Annotated in this window: 16 protein-coding genes and 1 riboswitch; of the genes, 6 read left to right on the top strand and 10 right to left on the bottom strand. The window is 44.7% G+C overall.

Going from position 1 to position 14,955, the window contains the following annotated elements:
* Positions 1-110: 110 nt before the first annotated feature.
* The 8 genes from SIN01_RS14905 to SIN01_RS00550 form a co-directional block, all read right to left on the bottom strand.
* Positions 111-248, bottom strand: coding sequence for a hypothetical protein (locus tag SIN01_RS14905; protein WP_156994741.1), 138 nt, complete (start codon positions 246-248; stop codon positions 111-113).
* 354 nt (positions 249-602) lie between these two features.
* Positions 603-1,070, bottom strand: coding sequence for a GNAT family N-acetyltransferase (locus SIN01_RS00580; RefSeq protein ID WP_010025010.1), 468 nt, complete (start codon positions 1,068-1,070; stop codon positions 603-605).
* Between the two features lie 18 nt (positions 1,071-1,088).
* Positions 1,089-1,640 (bottom strand): ribonuclease FAU-1 family protein, encoded by a 552-nt coding sequence (locus SIN01_RS00575; RefSeq protein ID WP_010025009.1) that lies wholly within the window; start codon positions 1,638-1,640, stop codon positions 1,089-1,091.
* Positions 1,641-1,932: 292 nt separating this feature from the next.
* Positions 1,933-2,115 (bottom strand): cold-shock protein, encoded by a 183-nt coding sequence (locus SIN01_RS00570; protein WP_010025008.1) that lies wholly within the window; start codon positions 2,113-2,115, stop codon positions 1,933-1,935.
* A gap of 106 nt (positions 2,116-2,221) precedes the next feature.
* Complete coding sequence (locus SIN01_RS00565; protein ID WP_010025007.1) at positions 2,222-3,337, bottom strand: Ger(x)C family spore germination protein; 1,116 nt, start codon at positions 3,335-3,337, stop codon at positions 2,222-2,224.
* Positions 3,334-4,446, bottom strand: a complete 1,113-nt coding sequence (locus SIN01_RS00560; protein WP_010025006.1) for a GerAB/ArcD/ProY family transporter — start codon at positions 4,444-4,446, stop codon at positions 3,334-3,336. The genes SIN01_RS00565 and SIN01_RS00560 overlap by 4 nt, the downstream gene beginning before the upstream one ends.
* A gap of 33 nt (positions 4,447-4,479) precedes the next feature.
* Positions 4,480-5,997 carry a spore germination protein gene (locus SIN01_RS00555; RefSeq protein WP_010025005.1) on the bottom strand — a complete coding sequence of 506 codons (1,518 nt, stop codon included), beginning with the start codon at positions 5,995-5,997 and terminating at the stop codon, positions 4,480-4,482.
* A gap of 20 nt (positions 5,998-6,017) precedes the next feature.
* Complete coding sequence (locus tag SIN01_RS00550; RefSeq protein WP_010025004.1) at positions 6,018-6,221, bottom strand: hypothetical protein; 204 nt, start codon at positions 6,219-6,221, stop codon at positions 6,018-6,020.
* A 187-nt stretch (positions 6,222-6,408) separates the two neighbouring features.
* On the opposite strand from SIN01_RS00550, the gene SIN01_RS00545 reads away from it, so the two are divergent.
* The 4 genes from SIN01_RS00545 to ytkD all read left to right on the top strand — a co-directional run bounded on the left by SIN01_RS00545 (position 6,409) and on the right by ytkD (position 9,159).
* Complete coding sequence (locus tag SIN01_RS00545) at positions 6,409-7,236, top strand: ABC transporter permease (protein WP_010025003.1); 828 nt, start codon at positions 6,409-6,411, stop codon at positions 7,234-7,236.
* 14 nt (positions 7,237-7,250) lie between these two features.
* Positions 7,251-8,045 (top strand): teichoic acids export ABC transporter ATP-binding subunit TagH, encoded by a 795-nt coding sequence (gene tagH, locus SIN01_RS00540; RefSeq protein WP_010025001.1) that lies wholly within the window; start codon positions 7,251-7,253, stop codon positions 8,043-8,045.
* Positions 8,046-8,398: 353 nt separating this feature from the next.
* Entirely contained in the window at positions 8,399-8,572 is a 174-nt protein-coding gene (gene fbpA / locus SIN01_RS00535) for a Fur-regulated basic protein FbpA (protein WP_010024999.1), read from the top strand.
* A 92-nt stretch (positions 8,573-8,664) separates the two neighbouring features.
* Positions 8,665-9,159, top strand: a complete 495-nt coding sequence (ytkD, locus tag SIN01_RS00530) for an RNA deprotection pyrophosphohydrolase (RefSeq protein ID WP_010024998.1) — start codon at positions 8,665-8,667, stop codon at positions 9,157-9,159.
* Positions 9,160-9,297: 138 nt separating this feature from the next.
* Here ytkD and pckA read toward each other — a convergent pair whose 3' ends face one another.
* Complete coding sequence (gene pckA / locus SIN01_RS00525) at positions 9,298-10,884, bottom strand: phosphoenolpyruvate carboxykinase (ATP) (RefSeq protein ID WP_010024997.1); 1,587 nt, start codon at positions 10,882-10,884, stop codon at positions 9,298-9,300.
* Between the two features lie 221 nt (positions 10,885-11,105).
* Positions 11,106-11,224: riboswitch (SAM riboswitch) on the top strand.
* 130 nt (positions 11,225-11,354) lie between these two features.
* Here pckA and metK point away from each other — a divergent pair.
* Both metK and tbcS read left to right on the top strand, forming a co-directional pair.
* On the top strand, positions 11,355-12,575 hold the full coding sequence (metK, locus tag SIN01_RS00520) for a methionine adenosyltransferase (protein WP_010024996.1): 1,221 nt from the start codon (positions 11,355-11,357) through the stop codon (positions 12,573-12,575).
* A gap of 155 nt (positions 12,576-12,730) precedes the next feature.
* On the top strand, positions 12,731-13,798 hold the full coding sequence (gene tbcS / locus SIN01_RS00515; RefSeq protein WP_010024995.1) for a tetraprenyl-beta-curcumene synthase: 1,068 nt from the start codon (positions 12,731-12,733) through the stop codon (positions 13,796-13,798).
* Here tbcS and mnmL read toward each other — a convergent pair.
* Positions 13,795-14,763, bottom strand: a complete 969-nt coding sequence (gene mnmL, locus SIN01_RS00510; RefSeq protein ID WP_010024994.1) for a tRNA modification radical SAM protein MnmL/YtqA — start codon at positions 14,761-14,763, stop codon at positions 13,795-13,797. The genes tbcS and mnmL overlap by 4 nt on opposite strands.
* Positions 14,764-14,955: the final 192 nt, after the last annotated feature.

The following is a 14,955-nucleotide window of genomic DNA, read 5'->3' as shown; positions in this document are numbered from 1 at the left end:
GATTCTTGGCCAAGACACGGGTCTAATGGTTTGAAGTCAGGGTAAAATCCTATACTTTCTTATCCTATAAAAAGGCAGCAGCCGGAGAAGAGATCCGGCTGCTTTTTGATTTATTTATTTTTGCGTGCACGTTCTTCGAGCTTAGAAACCGGTGCTTGTTTGTCATCCTTGGCACGCCCTGAAGGCGTCACGCTCGATGCTGTCGCACCTTTGTTTGAACGGTATTCTTTTCTTCTTGCTTCAGACATGATCCCACACCCCCTAATCCTTAGTGTGCGATCACAGCGGTAGGCTTATGCACGCTAGATGCGAGCAGTTGAAGTGCCCGTCAGACAAAAGATTGAAAGCTCCAAGCCGCATCCTGCAGAAGTAAATAGAAGGAAAAATTCCCCTTAATTCGAAAATAAACTAAAGAATAGCTTAATTAGACGGAGAGCTTCCGCTTATTCACTTGAAAAACGTGAAAATGGGGGATTTTGCTTTGCATAATCGGAAAATCTCCGCTTATTTACCCCGAAACGCGCTCCGTTCCGCATATAACCGAAAAACCTCCGCCTATTATTACTCAATTAAGGGTCAGAATGCTGTTTTTCTTATCTAGCTTAGTGAAGCAGCCTGGTCATATTAATATCCGTTTCAATAAACCCAAGCTTTTTATAAACGTGATAGGCACGTTGATTATGGGCAAAGACGTGCAAACTGATTTTGCAGATGCCCAATGCTCGGCAATAATCGAATAAGTTTTGCATCGCCAGTTGACCTAATTTATGTCCGCGAAAAGGTTCGTAGATCTCGAAGTCATAGATAAATGCTTCTTTTTGTACAGGCGCAAGGTGCAGCCAAAAGATGCCCAATTTGATTCCGCTTTCATCAATAAGTGACAAAAAGTGGTGGTTCGGCGTATGCATGCCTTGAGGCAGAAGGCTTCTTATTTCAGCCTGCGCCAGTATCAGCGCTTGATCAGCAGGCCAAGTTCCGGTTTTTATTTTTTCCTTGGCATATTCTTGAGAGGTATGGGCTAAATAGTTCGGAAAATCGTCTTCCTGCATCTGGGCAATCAAGAGATTCATCGATGAGCCTCCACTAAATTAGTTTGGAAACGTGTTTCTTATCTTGCGTACCAAATCAAGAAAATAATCGGGATTCGCGCTGATCAATGCTTTGAGCCTGCGTGCAGTCCGCCAAGCACGTCGATACATTGCTTGATTAATAATCCCTTTTTCCAGCGCTTCATTCAGTTCGTCTTCGTCCACTAAATAGAGCCGATGGTTTGGAAAGAGGATCAAGTCGAGGTACAGATCATCGAACCAAGGGGTCCCTTGATCATCTTTGCCGACCTGATGCACGACATCAAAATAACATTGAACCAGCTTGTGATTGGCGTTAAACATGGCTGTGAGTACATAATGAGGTGAATGCGCCGGGAAAAGCTGCAGCCATGAATAATTTTTATCAACGGTTTTTGTACGCGTGCCGCCGTATACAACCGACAAGGGTGCTTTGATTTCGTTAAATTGAATCAGAACTGCTTCGCCGTGAAAGGCTGGCCACATGACTTGTTTCTTTTGTGTATGGCTCGAAATGATGCGCCGCCAGCCGCGTCGATCCGCATATTTCCTTTTCATTTTTGTCAGTTTCACAAGATCACCTTCTGTCCTACCTGTCTATTGTACCGTAAAACGCCGGCAAATGGAGATGATACGTTCAAATAGTGTTTCCCTTTACACCGCTTCTATCAGGCTATGAAGGTTTAAAGCGATTGAAAACCATTTCAGATAATTTTTAAAAAAATTGAGGTGTCCCTAAGCGTGTTTGTTCGTGTTGTTGCATAGATGAGGGAACAAAGAAACACAGGACGACTTTTCCCCATAGTAACGGAAAAAATCGTCCTGCTCTATATGCTTCTTCTCGCTCAATTGTGTAACCGGAAATTTAATCAATGACCGGTAACATCTTCGTTTCTTTTTTCATTTCCGAGTGGCAAAGTGGGCATGTCGGGTGCGTATCGAATGAAAATTGGTCTCTCATCCATCCGGAGCATGAATCATTGGTACATGTCCAAATTGCTGTTTCTGCTTCAGGAACCGGTTCTTGCGGGCCTCGATTAAATCCCATAGATAAAAATCCCCTTTCCTGTTACTAATCTTCAGTATAGTCCTTTTTCAGAAATTTATCAAATTTTATGCTTGAAGGTTTGCTTATCTCTAAATAGGGCTGATGATTACTCCGAAATACCCGTTTGTCTAATGGTTACATCGACCTTGCAGTGGAAACGGGCGTTGGGGTAACGTTCCGGCCATGACTTTCCATCAAAATTGCGTGTATAGCTGCGCACATGCTGCCCGAGTTGAAGCGGATCGATTCGTTTCCTTTGAAAACGGTGAACGAGCTGAACGGCTTCTTTAGCCATATGTTTGTTCAGCTTTTTCTCCATACCCGGACCGGTTGATTTGCTGATACTTCCCGGATTAGCCTGTCTGATTTGTGCACGAACGTTAACCGAAGCATAAATGTCCGGAGAAGAACTGTTTCCATTTTTAACTTTATAGTTCACATTGGTATGGACGTTTTTTAAAGCAATGTGTTTGTTCGGGGCAAATTCATAGTCATAGACTCCTTGACTAAATTTTTGAAAGAGCATTTTAAACGTGAACACTCTGTTCTCGCTAAGGCGCATGACGTATTTGTCACCCTTAAATAAGGCAAGTCCGTACATCTCGATATGGTCGCCTTGCTTACGAATTATAGGAAGAAACGGATCCATATAGTCGCCATAATAGGCGTACATGAAGGTCTCCAATGTACTTTCCGGATAATTATGCTCACTGTTTTGTTCAATCATATCTTGAATATAACGGGCAACCGGAATTTGTGTTTGATAGTCCGCAGATGTCAGCATTTTCCGGCAGCTGCCTTCTACAACCGCTAAACTCATATCGCGCGGTGCATCAGGGTCGCGATTTCTTAAATCAATCTGTTTGTACAGCCCTTTTTTTGCCATGGCCGTATTAAACAGCATGAGCCGTAATTTTCCTACGCGAAGGGGCATTTGTCCGGATGGTTGAAAGCGGTCAACAAGTGATTTGCCGTCGTAGGTCACTCCGCTAAGATGACGCAGCATCGATGCGGTCGTGGGCAGACCGGCGCCGCCGCTGCCAGGGTTTGGATTTGCCGCATAGTTCGGCATGGAAACGGTTCCCATCACCTTCCCATCACCAAGATAGTCAATACCCTCTGCTTCAACCAGCAGAACATCATCGATGATGCTTGTTGGCAAACACCCGGACAGAAGAAGCAAAGCGATCAAAGGCGCAATAAGGGCGGCCTTTTGTTTCATGATGCAGCGCTCCTTCCACGTTTTTTCTTAATCCACTGACAAAACAAGAGGATTGGAAGATAGATATAGATAATCAGTGCACCGTACCTTGTATACGCAACGTTTAATTGCTTCACTAGGAGTCCGGTTCGGATCATCGTGGTCCCTGCAATAAACAAAGCGAGAATAACGATCAGCGAATATTTCATTTTAATCTTTGGTACTGTGAATTTTACAGCTCGAGCGATAATCCAACTGCATAAGCAGACTTTAGGGATGGTGGCCCACAGCAAAAGAACAATCGCAATGATATCGATGTGTTCAACAAGAGGAAAGCGGACACTTTTCCAATAAGCGACCGTCGGCCAAATGGTGTTCTGCAGCTCGCCTTGACTGAAATAAGCAATCGCAAGAATGAGCGTTGTTGTATAAAAATAAACGGTTGTCAGTGCACTGCGAAACGCCCATTTACGTGCTTCGCGCGGATTACTGATAAACGGATAGACATAAAGCAGCAATTCAAACCCCAAATACACATGCGTGAGTTCATAACAAGACTTCAGCAGTGCTGCCGGCGAGTGGTCAATCAGGGGCAGCAAATTTTCGAACTGAGCATGAGGGACAATAAAGAGAGTCAGGATACTCAGCGGCACCAAATAGATGAAGCTGAGCAGACAGACGCCGGCGATCGTTCGCATGCCACCGCTGACAATATACCAGGCAATGAGACAAAAGATAAGCGAAAACAGAAACATTGACATTTGCGGAAACACCCATACATGTACAATTTCAATGTAACTACGTAAACTCCTAATGGCGAAGAGGAGCACATGCGTAACGGTGAAGAGATTCAGTATGGTTCCGATACGTCTTCCGAAAATACGGGTATGGATCGAAAAAAGGTCGGGCATACCGAATTGACGTTCATTCTCCAGAAGGCGCAGAACAACCCAAAGAATGCCAAGACTAAGAGCACCGCTGATGAGCGATGCGAGCCATGCGTCTTGCTGGCTATACTTGGTTATGATTTGCTGGAACGAGAGATAACCGATTCCAATCTGCATGACCTGTGGAATAAAAAAGGCAGAAACAGGACCAACTTGATGTGCAGGTTTTATCTTATCATTCATAGAGCGTCAGACCCTCCATTTAGAGAAAGGTAATTATTCATCAATATCCGGCTTCGCTTTGCCTTTCTTCTGCATTGTGCGATGCAGATTCACACGGTTTTTATCAGCGGTGCGCAGAAATAGCGGACGTTGTCCTTGCATGTTGCTTGGCAAACGGATGAAACTGTCCTTCAAGTCTGTAACGCGCATTGGGTAGATGGGTTCAATAAACGGTCGGCCAAGCGAGGTCAGTTTTAACAAGTGGCAGACGAAAAACATAAAGCAAAGGCCGACACCGATCAAACCGAACATCTGCGCAGCCAAAATAAATGGAAAGCGCATGAGACGAATCGTTGTTGCCATCCGATAGTTCGGTGTGATAAAGGCAGCCAGTGCCGACATCGCGATAATAATTAGCAGAATATTACTTGTTACACCGGCTTGAACGGAAGCGGTGCCGATGACAATACCGCCTACGATACCGATGGTCTGGCCAACCTTTGTCGGCAGGCGCACGCCTGCTTCGCGAAGCAGTTCAATCATGACTTCAAGCAGCAGCACTTCAATGATCGGATCGTAAGGAACGGAACTGCGCGAAACGATCAATGTTGCCAGTAAATCTTTGGGTACTAATTGATAGTGGTAGGTCAGTGCCGCAACGTACAGCGATGAAGAAATGACGGAAAAGGCAACGGCAAACAAGCGCAGCAGCCGATATAAGGATGCGATCGGCCAGTTCAATGAATAGTCGTCGATGGTTGAAAAAAACTCAACAATTGTACTTGGTAGAATCAGTGCACTCGGAGAACCATCCACGAGCACGGCAATTTTTCCCTCGTAAAGGGCGCCGCTGACACGGTCGGGACGCTCAGTATCGATGAATTGAGGAAAAAAAGACTGACTATTGTCGCCAATCATTAAAGCAAGCATGTTGGCATTGATTACGCTGACCGTTTCCAAATCGGTGATTCTTTGCCTAGTCGTATTCAGATTAGCCTTATTCGCGAGTCCTTCAATATAGAGAATGGAGATTCGCGTTCGCGACAGTTTGCCAATGCGCTGTTCCTCAACTTTAAATTGGGGAATCGGAATGCGCGATCGTACCAGGTTGATATTAGTTTCCAGCGATTCTACAAAGCTGTCGTGCGCACCGACAATGCTGGTTTCGACTTCCGTATCTGCGACTTGTCGCGCTTGTTTTTTTGGGCAGGGAATAAGATAGACGTGTTGCGAACGCTTCGACGGCTGAATCATGAAATAACCGTCAAGCAGACTTGTCTGAATGACGGATAAATCCCTTGTCTCGATTAATTTATCAATGGGAACGACCTGAGCAATGTCTTTCATACACTGCACGCGTTCGGAATAAAGCGCCGGCAACAAGTCTCTGTGGATGTACTCTAAATCCACCACTGTGTTAATGTATGAAATCCAACAGGTAAGCGTTTTGCTTTTATGACAGAAATGATTGAAATCAGGATTGGTTTCGAGCTGAACCAGTAGATCAGCTATGCTTTTTGAGGGCTGTGCCGGACCTTGGTCATTCTTTTTTTTACTGTTTTTCCAAAACACGAATAACCCCTCGTTTCATGTTAATTTGCATCCCGTTCCATTTTCTCTGCTTTTTTGCGTTCATCATACGGCTGATCTAATAAAAGGACCACAAAAGGCATGATGCAAGGAAAGCAGATCAACAGATAAATCAAGATCATCTCACCCATCGAAATACGAAAACCGACAAAAAGTAAGAAAATGAAAAGCAGACCAAAGTAGGACGTATAGAGCAGCGTATACATAAGAACCTTCCTTTGTCGTTCGTCATTCACATTTAGTATTAGTTTTCCCGAGAATGATCGTATTATTCCAATCTTTCAAGAGGATGGGTTGTGCCTTTCTCAAAAACTGTCGTTTTCTTTTTTAAAAGAGCTGTGTTAAAGTATTGAAGGAGAAATGTAAATTGGTGACGAGTGGAAGGATTTGGATATGAAATCAGCATGGAAAGTTATTCAAGAACAAATGAAAAGCCTGTATCTGATCAGGCGTCTGTCCCTTTATGAGTTAAAAAGTGAAAACAGCAACAATTATCTAGGGATGGCATGGATCATTATCAATCCAATGATTCAAATTTTTGTTTATTGGCTCGTCTTCGGCTATATCAGCGGACGCGGCGATGTACTTCTTGAAAATGGGGAACGTGCTCCTTATATTACGTGGCTTATTGCGGGGATTATTCTCTGGTTTTTCTTGCAGCCGGCGGTGATTCAAGGATCGAAGTCAATCTATTCACGGATTCGCTTTATTGCAAAAATGAATTTTCCGATGAGCGCGATACCAAGCTATGTCATTTTCGAAAAACTGTACCAGCACTTGATCTTGACGGGAATTATTTTGGTGATCATGCAGTTTACCGATTTCAAGGCAACGCTGTATCTTGTTCAGTTGCCCTATTTTATGTTTGGGGCGCTCATGTTTTTATTTTCAATCTCTTTAATTACGTCAACGCTTTCAACAATCGTTCGCGATGTACATCAAATTTTGATCTCGGTGATGCGGATGATGTTCTATTTGACACCAATTCTATGGGAACAGTCCTATCTCGAGAAAGTACCGGCCATTTTGAAGCAACTTCTGTTGTTGAACCCTATGTACTATTTAATTCAAGGCTATCGAGCGTCCATATTAGGAACCTCGTGGTATGGAATTGAACACATGAGCTACACCGTATATTTCTGGTGTTTCATTTTGGTCTTGCTTATGTTCGGTTCATTTATTCATCTTAAATTTAGAGATCATTTCGTTGATTATTTATAAGGAGATCTCAACTCATGGAAAAATCAGTGATTGTAAAAAATGTATCAAAAAAATATAAAATGTACACAAAAAACTCCGAAAAACTATTGGATTTGATTTTGCCAAAAAGTTATGGAAAATCTTTTTACGCGTTGCATGATATCAGTTTTGAAGCGGAAAAAGGCGATGTGATCGGCATCATTGGTGTCAATGGGTCGGGAAAATCGACCTTATCTAATATTATTTCAGGTATTATTCCACCGACGAGCGGCACGGTACAGGTAAATGGCGAGGCGTCGTTGATCGCCATTCAATCCGGATTGAAAAATGAGCTGACCGGACGTGAAAATATTGAACTCAAATGTTTGATGCTTGGTTTTGATAAAAAGCAGATCATTGCCTTGACCCCACAAATTATTGAATTTGCCGACATCGGTGATTTTATTGATCAACCGGTGAAAACATACTCCAGCGGGATGCGTTCGCGGCTCGGGTTCGCGATCTCCATCCACATCGATCCGGATATACTGGTTATTGACGAAGCACTGTCGGTTGGGGATCGAACCTTTGCCGATAAATGCTTGGATAAGATGAATGAATTTAAGGAACGCGGAAAAACCATTTTCTTTATTAGCCACTCCATTGGTCAAATGAAGAAGTTTTGCGAGAAAGCACTTTGGGTTCAATATGGACATGTTGAGCAATATGGGTTAATGTCTGAGGTCATGCCGAACTATGAAGCATTTATTAACAAGTACAAAAAAATGAGCAAAGCGGAGAAACAGCAGTTTAAAAAAGAAGTTGAAGAAAAAAGAATGGTACAAGCTTGAGCGCGAGCAGCGCTTTTTTTTGCAGAAAAATATCCGCAATAACGATGCGGACTAATCAAAAAGTGAATTGGGGTTAGGGTTATTCATACTATTGCCGCTTTCATTGGTAAATAAACCTATTTCCTGTTAAAAAAATAAATAAACCCGCACAATGTAGGAAAAATGAGCGGATGCCTAGGCTAAATAGTATCAATGTAAGCGCTTTTATTGTATACTAGCGATTAAAAATACGCCTTCGGTGCATACTGGAATTGGAAAGAGCAACCGAAAAACAAAGGGATGAGAAAAGAAAGGAGGAAGGATCGCCGTCAGCAAAATAATGTAACCGTTTTCTGGAGGCGAGTCCGTCGTTTATGCATGTTAACCAGTTGAGAAGAGCCGTCGAAAATCGGAAAAAACAGTTGATACAAGCGTTAAGGGATCATTCAGCTGTGCCGGAAACCGAGCGTCTCAATGAATGGACACTGTCTGAGCTGGAGCGTGAATGGAGTAATTATCAGAGGAGTATGCACGAAGAGATTGGTTGAATTCGGAAAATCATTTAGAGGCGATGTGATTTTTTTGATAAAATAGGTGTATCACCCGCGAGGACAGAGGGTGATACGGAGGTGACTGCCAGGTGGGTAAACAACTTAGTTTTCCTGATTTTTATGGAAATAAAGTGACACTGGCACTTTTAGCAGAACCCTTTTCAAAGGATCCAAGACATGTATGGGTGGTTTGCCGCTTTAATCATCAGTGGCTGCTGACAAGACATTCAAAACGCGGTTTGGAGTTCCCGGGAGGAAAAGTCGAATCTGGAGAACAACCGGAGGCAGCCGCGCGGCGGGAGGTTTTCGAAGAGACAGGCGCTCATGTGGCGAAACTCTTTTTTATCGGTCAATATCAAGTCGAATGGCAAGCAGAACGGATCATTAAAAATATCTATTTTGCTGAAATTGATCGGATGGAATTCAAAAAGGACTATCTGGAAACGGATGGGCCGAAATTGATCCGCTCATTTCCGAATTCGATCAAAGACGAGAAACAATTTAGTTTCATCATGAAAGATCGGGTTTTCATTGATGCGTTAAACGCCGTACGGCAAAAAGAATGGCTTCCAGTGACTGTGTGAAGCGGTTTCAATGGATAAAGCAGGCGCCCCAAAGTCCGCTTGGACTGTGAGACGCCTGCTTTTTAAATGATTCCTGTAAGAAGATGAAGCGATATAAGGGGATGAGACTGCTGCTCCGTTTCAGTCAAGCAGGCAATATCACCGCAATGCCGGACCGGCGCAGCGAATCCGTTCGGACGTTTGTGCGGCAAATTGTTTAAAGTTCGCATGAAAAGCATGTGCCAACTGATTTGCGGCTTGTTGATAATCGGTTTGGTTCGCCCATGTTTTCCAAGGAAGCAGGATGGGATTGGAAATTCCGGGACAAGTTGTTGGGATCCGCAGTTGAAAGATCGGATCAGTTAAACAAGCGACATTGTTCAGTTGCCCATCTAAAGCAGACTGAACGATTGTTCGTGTATCGGAAAGGCGGATGCGTTTGCCGATCCCGTACGGTCCACCGGTCCAACCGGTATTGATTAGATAAGCGCTTACATTATGCTTGTGCATCAGCTGACCCAGAAGATCCGCGTAACAAGGCGCTGGAAGCGGCATGAAAGGGGCACCGAAACAGGTTGAAAATGTTTTTTCTGGAGCGGTTACGCCCCGTTCGGTACCTGCCAGTTTGCTTGTATAACCGGATAGAAAATAATACATGGCCTGTTCGGGAGAAAGAATGCTGACTGGCGGAAGGACACCAAATGCATCGGCAGTTAGAAAAATGATCGCTGACGGATGTCCGCCGACGCTTGGTTGTTTCGCACCGGCAACGTTTTGCAAAGAAAAAGCGGCACGTGTATTCTCGGTCCGCTGCGCAGAAGCGTAATCGGGCAGCCGACTTTTATCGGAAAAGGCGACATTTTCAAGTACGGTACCAAATTTAATACTGTTGTAGATTTGCGGTTCTTTTTCAGGCGACAAACGAATGGTTTTTGCATAACAGCCGCCTTCAAAATTGAAGATTCCTTCACTTGACCAGCCATGCTCATCGTCACCGATTAACGGTCTTCCTGATGCGTTGGATAAGGTTGTTTTTCCGGTACCGGATAGGCCGAAGAACAGCGCTGATTTTCCGTTTTGTCCTTGATTGGCGGAACAGTGCATTGGCAGAATCCCTTTTTGCGGAAGCAGGAAATTCATGATGGTGAAGAGTGATTTCTTGATCTCTCCGGCATACTCGGTGCCCCCGATGAGGATGGTGCGGTGCTTGATTGAGAGAATAATAAATGCTTCGGAACGCGTGCCGTCAATTACGGGATCTGCTTTAAATCCCGGAGCTGAAAGGATGGTGAATTGCGGATGATGGTTCTCTAGCTCTTCTTCAGACGGCTCGATAAACAATTGCCGGCTGAACAGGTTCTGCCAGGCATATTCATTGACAACTTGGATGGCAAGACGGTGTTTGTGCGCAGCGCCAATAAACCCGCGAAAGACATAGGTTTCTTCTCGCGTGTTTAAATAATCGGCAAGCTTATGGCGGAGTTTAGTGAAAACGGTTTCATTTATGCACTGATTTCGTTGCCAATCCACTTGATCCCGTGTTTGTTCGTCACTGACAATAAAGCGGTCTTTTGGCGATCTGCCCGTGTATTTTCCGGTTGATACGGCAAGTGCGCCGTTTGCTAATAATACCCCTTCATTTCTTCGAAGCGCATGTTCAATCAATTCAGGAACGGGCAAATTAATATGGATCTGCCCAGTATGGAGCAATTTAGCGACAGGATTTTCTAAAGACGCGTCATTCATTTCAACATCCCTTCCTTTGACAAGATCGTCGGATCTGATTTGTATCACACATTATAATGATTAGGTTATACTTTTATTCTACCGACTCATTCCGTATTCCGCAAGACAAAGATAAGGACATAAATCGAGCGGATTCTTAGGGTGAAGCCCACCTTTTTTGCTTCTTAAAATGCGTTGACAGTTTTAATTCCCTAAGTTATGATAGGAATCAAATACGGCTGCTCTTATTCCGAGTAGGCAGAGGGACAGGCCCGATGAAGCCCAGCAACCGGTCGCATACGGCACGGTGCTAACCTGCAGAATAACGAGGATGATCTTCTCGTTATTCTGATAATAAGAGGCGCGCGATAAGAATCGGCCTATCCTTTCATTGGAGTAGGCTTTTTTCATGCCTTGAAAACAAAAGCAGAGGGATCGGGTACCGTTGACACCATTTTGTATATAATGTTTGAAAGGCAGGGTGAAGTACTGTGACGAAAAAGTATTCAAGACGATTATTTACTTCCGAGTCGGTAACGGAAGGTCATCCGGATAAAATCTGTGATCAAATATCCGATGCAATTCTTGATGAATTGCTGAAAGGGGATCCAAATGCACGGGTTGCCTGCGAAACCGTTGTCAATACCGGACTGGTCCTTGTAACGGGTGAGATATCTACATCAACTTATGTTGATATTCCAAAAGTGGTCCGCCATACAATCCAGGAAATCGGCTATACAAATGCGAAATATGGTTTCGACGCGTCAAACTGCGCAATTCTGACCTCGATTGAGGAACAGTCCGCGGATATTGCCCAAGGCGTGAATCAAGCGCTTGAAGCACGAGAAGGAACGATGACTGAGGATCAGATCGAAGCAATTGGTGCCGGTGATCAAGGGTTAATGTTCGGCTTTGCAGTTAACGAAACCCCTGAATTGATGCCGCTTCCGATCGCGCTTGCGCATAAGCTGGCGAAACGTCTGTCCGATGTGCGCAAAGACGGCACGATTGGCTATCTTCGTCCGGACGGCAAAACGCAGGTGACCGTTGAGTATGATGAAGACGGGCATCCGGAGCGTATCGACACGATTGTTATTTCTGCTCAGCACGATCCGGAAGCGACAGAAGAACAGATAAAGAACGACTTGCATCATCATGTTATTGACCCAACTGTTCCGACCGGGTTAATTGATGAGAAAACGAAATTTTTCATTAATCCGACGGGACGTTTTGTCATTGGCGGACCTCAAGGAGATGCCGGTTTAACCGGACGCAAAATCATTGTCGATACGTACGGCGGCTATGCGCGGCACGGCGGCGGTGCATTCTCTGGAAAAGATGCGACCAAAGTAGATCGTTCGGCTTCTTACGCCGCCAGGTATGTCGCAAAAAATATTGTCGCAGCGGGTCTTGCTGAAAAATGTGAGATTCAATTTGCCTATGCAATTGGTGTTGCAGAGCCTGTGTCCATCTCGGTTGACACATTTGGTACCGGAAAAGCAACGGAAGAACAGCTTGTTCAATTAATTCGCCGTAATTTTGATCTTCGTCCGGCAGGCATTATTAAAATGCTTGACTTGCGTCGGCCGATTTATCGACAAACGGCAGCGTACGGGCATTTTGGCCGTACCGATATCGAACTTCCTTGGGAGAATACGGACAAGGCTGAAATTCTGAAACAGCAAATCCAAGCGAGCGAACAGAACCAATAATTGATCTTTGTTCTATTGCTTTTCATACCTCTGGGTGTGAAAAGCTTTTTGTTTTTGAACCCGCATAGATTGATTTATCGTTTGCTATAATAATTGATAGATATGTGATCGGCAGCACGAACAATGCTCCGCATGTATTTATTGGAGGGATGTTGATGACGGTACCATCACGGCCATTGAAATTGATGGCAGAAATCTACACAAAAGTGCTTCCTGAGGTCCATCGTGAACTAAAAAGGTGGAAGGAAAAGGCATCCAAAATTCCTGACCCGGAACTGCGCAAACAGGCACTGTCCAGTATTGAATCCAAGACCTTCCATTGTGAAGGTGGTGCAATCTATAGCTTAATTGCTGAAGACAAGCGAAAAGATATTATTGCATTTATCGTCGCTTATCAAACGATTAGCGATTATTTGGACAATCTATGCGATCGCAGCACGTCACTCGATCCTGAAGATTTTCGCTGTTTGCACCGGTCGATGCTGCATGCCTTGACGCCGGACGTGAAGCCTGAAAATTATTATCGCTACCGCAGCCAGCAGCAGGATGGAGGCTATTTGGAAGCGTTGGTTCAAACCTGTCAGAAGGTACTGTCGGAACTGACCGCACTGAAAAGCATTCAACCGGCACTCCACCAACTTGCCGGTTTTTATTGTGATCTGCAAGTCCATAAGCATGTGGTCCGCGATCAGCGCGTGCCTAGGCTGATGGAATGGTTTCAAAAAAATAAAGCTCATCTGCCTGAGATGAGCTGGTATGAATTTGCTGCGTGTTCCGGATCAACGCTGGGGATTTTTTGCATTGTTGCCTATGCAGCGGCACGCGGCGATGAAATGAAGCTGCTTGTTGGAAAGATTAAGGATAGCTATTTTCCTTGGGTTCAAGGGCTTCATATCTTGATGGATTATTTTGTCGATCAAGAAGAGGATCGAATCGAAGGCGATCTGAATTTTTGCTTCTATTATCCGAATGATCAAGAGATGATGGATCGTTTAAAACACTTTATCGAGGAAGCAGACGCAGCGATTGACACGATGCCGGACAAGAACTTCCACAAGATGATCAATCGCGGGCTGCTTGGGATTTACCTCGCCGATCGCAAGGTTGCCAAACAGCGCAATGTACGTGTTCTTGCCCGGAAATTGATTCGCAAATCGGGTGGCAGCGGCTTGTTTTTCTTTGTTAACGGATGGCTGTACCGGAGAATCAGGCAAAGTATTTAATCCTGATTTTGCAGCGGCATGTCGGCAAATTTGCCTTGCCAGCTGTCGCGGCGTTTTAATTCGTCGTCAATGGCATCGAGAACTTCCCATTTATTCAGGCTCCACATCGGACCGATCATTAAGTCTGCCGGTCCATCTCCGGTCAAACGATGAATGATGATATCTGGGGGCAGGATTTCCAACTGGTCGCAAACAAGCTGAACATATGTATCGAAATCGAGAAATTGGAGCATGCCTTTTTCGTATTGCTTGACCATTGCCGTTTTTTTCAGAAGGTGAAGCAGATGGATCTTGATGCCTTGCACGTCAAGTTTGGCTACGGCTTTAGCGGTCTCAAGCATCATCTCCGGTGTTTCTTTCGGCAATCCGTCAATGATATGGACACAGACGGGAATGTTGTGTTTACGCAGTTTCGCAACGCCTTCGACAAAGCAGTCATAATCATGTGCGCGGTTGATCAGACGTCCTGTTTCGTCGTGAACGGTTTGCAGGCCTAGTTCCAGCCACAAGAAGGTGCGCGTGTTTAACTCGGCAAGGTAAGCAACGACCTCATCAGGCAGACAGTCGGGGCGAGTGGCGATCGACAATCCGACAACGCCCTCCTGTTCCAAAACCGTCTCGTAACTTTCACGAAGCACGTCAACCGGTGCGTAAGTATTTGTGAAGGCTTGAAAATAGCCGATGTATTTGTCGGCATGCGGCCATTTTGTTTTCATTTGTTCTTTAATTGTTTTGAACTGAGTGGCGAGACTGTCTCTGCGGTTCCCCGCAAAATCACCCGAGCCCTTTTGACTGCAAAAGGTACAGCCGCCCCAGGCAACTTTTCCATCGCGATTCGGGCAGTCAAACCCTCCGTCAAGCGGCACTTTAAATACCTTGCTTCCGAACTTGTCCCTTAAATAGGTATTCCATGTATAGTACCTTTTCTCCGGCCCATAATGAGCCGGCCATTTTTGCTCCGCCATTTCGCGTGCTCCCTTCACTAAACCTATGGGACATTCTAGCAGACATTCGCTGAAACATAAAGCGGTTAAGCCGGCCGCGCCGAGCTGCAAAATCCATCATTTTTCTCAGTGATTCCATTAAAGCAACGGAAACGATTAACTTTTTTCCGACCTGAGTTGACATCTGATTGCAATATCAATAAAATAGATACA

Source organism: Sporolactobacillus inulinus (genome assembly GCF_006539285.1).
Classification (GTDB): domain Bacteria; phylum Bacillota; class Bacilli; order Bacillales; family Sporolactobacillaceae; genus Sporolactobacillus; species Sporolactobacillus inulinus.
This window is presented reverse-complemented; position numbering and strand designations above follow the sequence as displayed.

Excerpts from the sequence above, each read along its gene's own strand:
- SIN01_RS14905 (WP_156994741.1), bottom strand. The coding sequence starts at position 248 with ATGTCTGAAGCAAGAAGAAAAGAATACCGTTCAAACAAAGGTGCGACA.
- SIN01_RS00580 (WP_010025010.1), bottom strand. The coding sequence starts at position 1,070 with ATGAATCTCTTGATTGCCCAGATGCAGGAAGACGATTTTCCGAACTAT.
- SIN01_RS00570 (WP_010025008.1), bottom strand. The coding sequence starts at position 2,115 with ATGGGATTTAATCGAGGCCCGCAAGAACCGGTTCCTGAAGCAGAAACA.
- SIN01_RS00565 (WP_010025007.1), bottom strand. The coding sequence starts at position 3,337 with ATGAAACAAAAGGCCGCCCTTATTGCGCCTTTGATCGCTTTGCTTCTT.
- SIN01_RS00560 (WP_010025006.1), bottom strand. The coding sequence starts at position 4,446 with ATGAATGATAAGATAAAACCTGCACATCAAGTTGGTCCTGTTTCTGCC.
- SIN01_RS00550 (WP_010025004.1), bottom strand. The coding sequence starts at position 6,221 with ATGTATACGCTGCTCTATACGTCCTACTTTGGTCTGCTTTTCATTTTC.
- SIN01_RS00545 (WP_010025003.1), top strand. The coding sequence starts at position 6,409 with ATGAAATCAGCATGGAAAGTTATTCAAGAACAAATGAAAAGCCTGTAT.
- tagH (WP_010025001.1), top strand. The coding sequence starts at position 7,251 with ATGGAAAAATCAGTGATTGTAAAAAATGTATCAAAAAAATATAAAATG.
- fbpA (WP_010024999.1), top strand. The coding sequence starts at position 8,399 with ATGCATGTTAACCAGTTGAGAAGAGCCGTCGAAAATCGGAAAAAACAG.
- pckA (WP_010024997.1), bottom strand. The coding sequence starts at position 10,884 with ATGAATGACGCGTCTTTAGAAAATCCTGTCGCTAAATTGCTCCATACT.
- tbcS (WP_010024995.1), top strand. The coding sequence starts at position 12,731 with ATGACGGTACCATCACGGCCATTGAAATTGATGGCAGAAATCTACACA.
- mnmL (WP_010024994.1), bottom strand. The coding sequence starts at position 14,763 with ATGGCGGAGCAAAAATGGCCGGCTCATTATGGGCCGGAGAAAAGGTAC.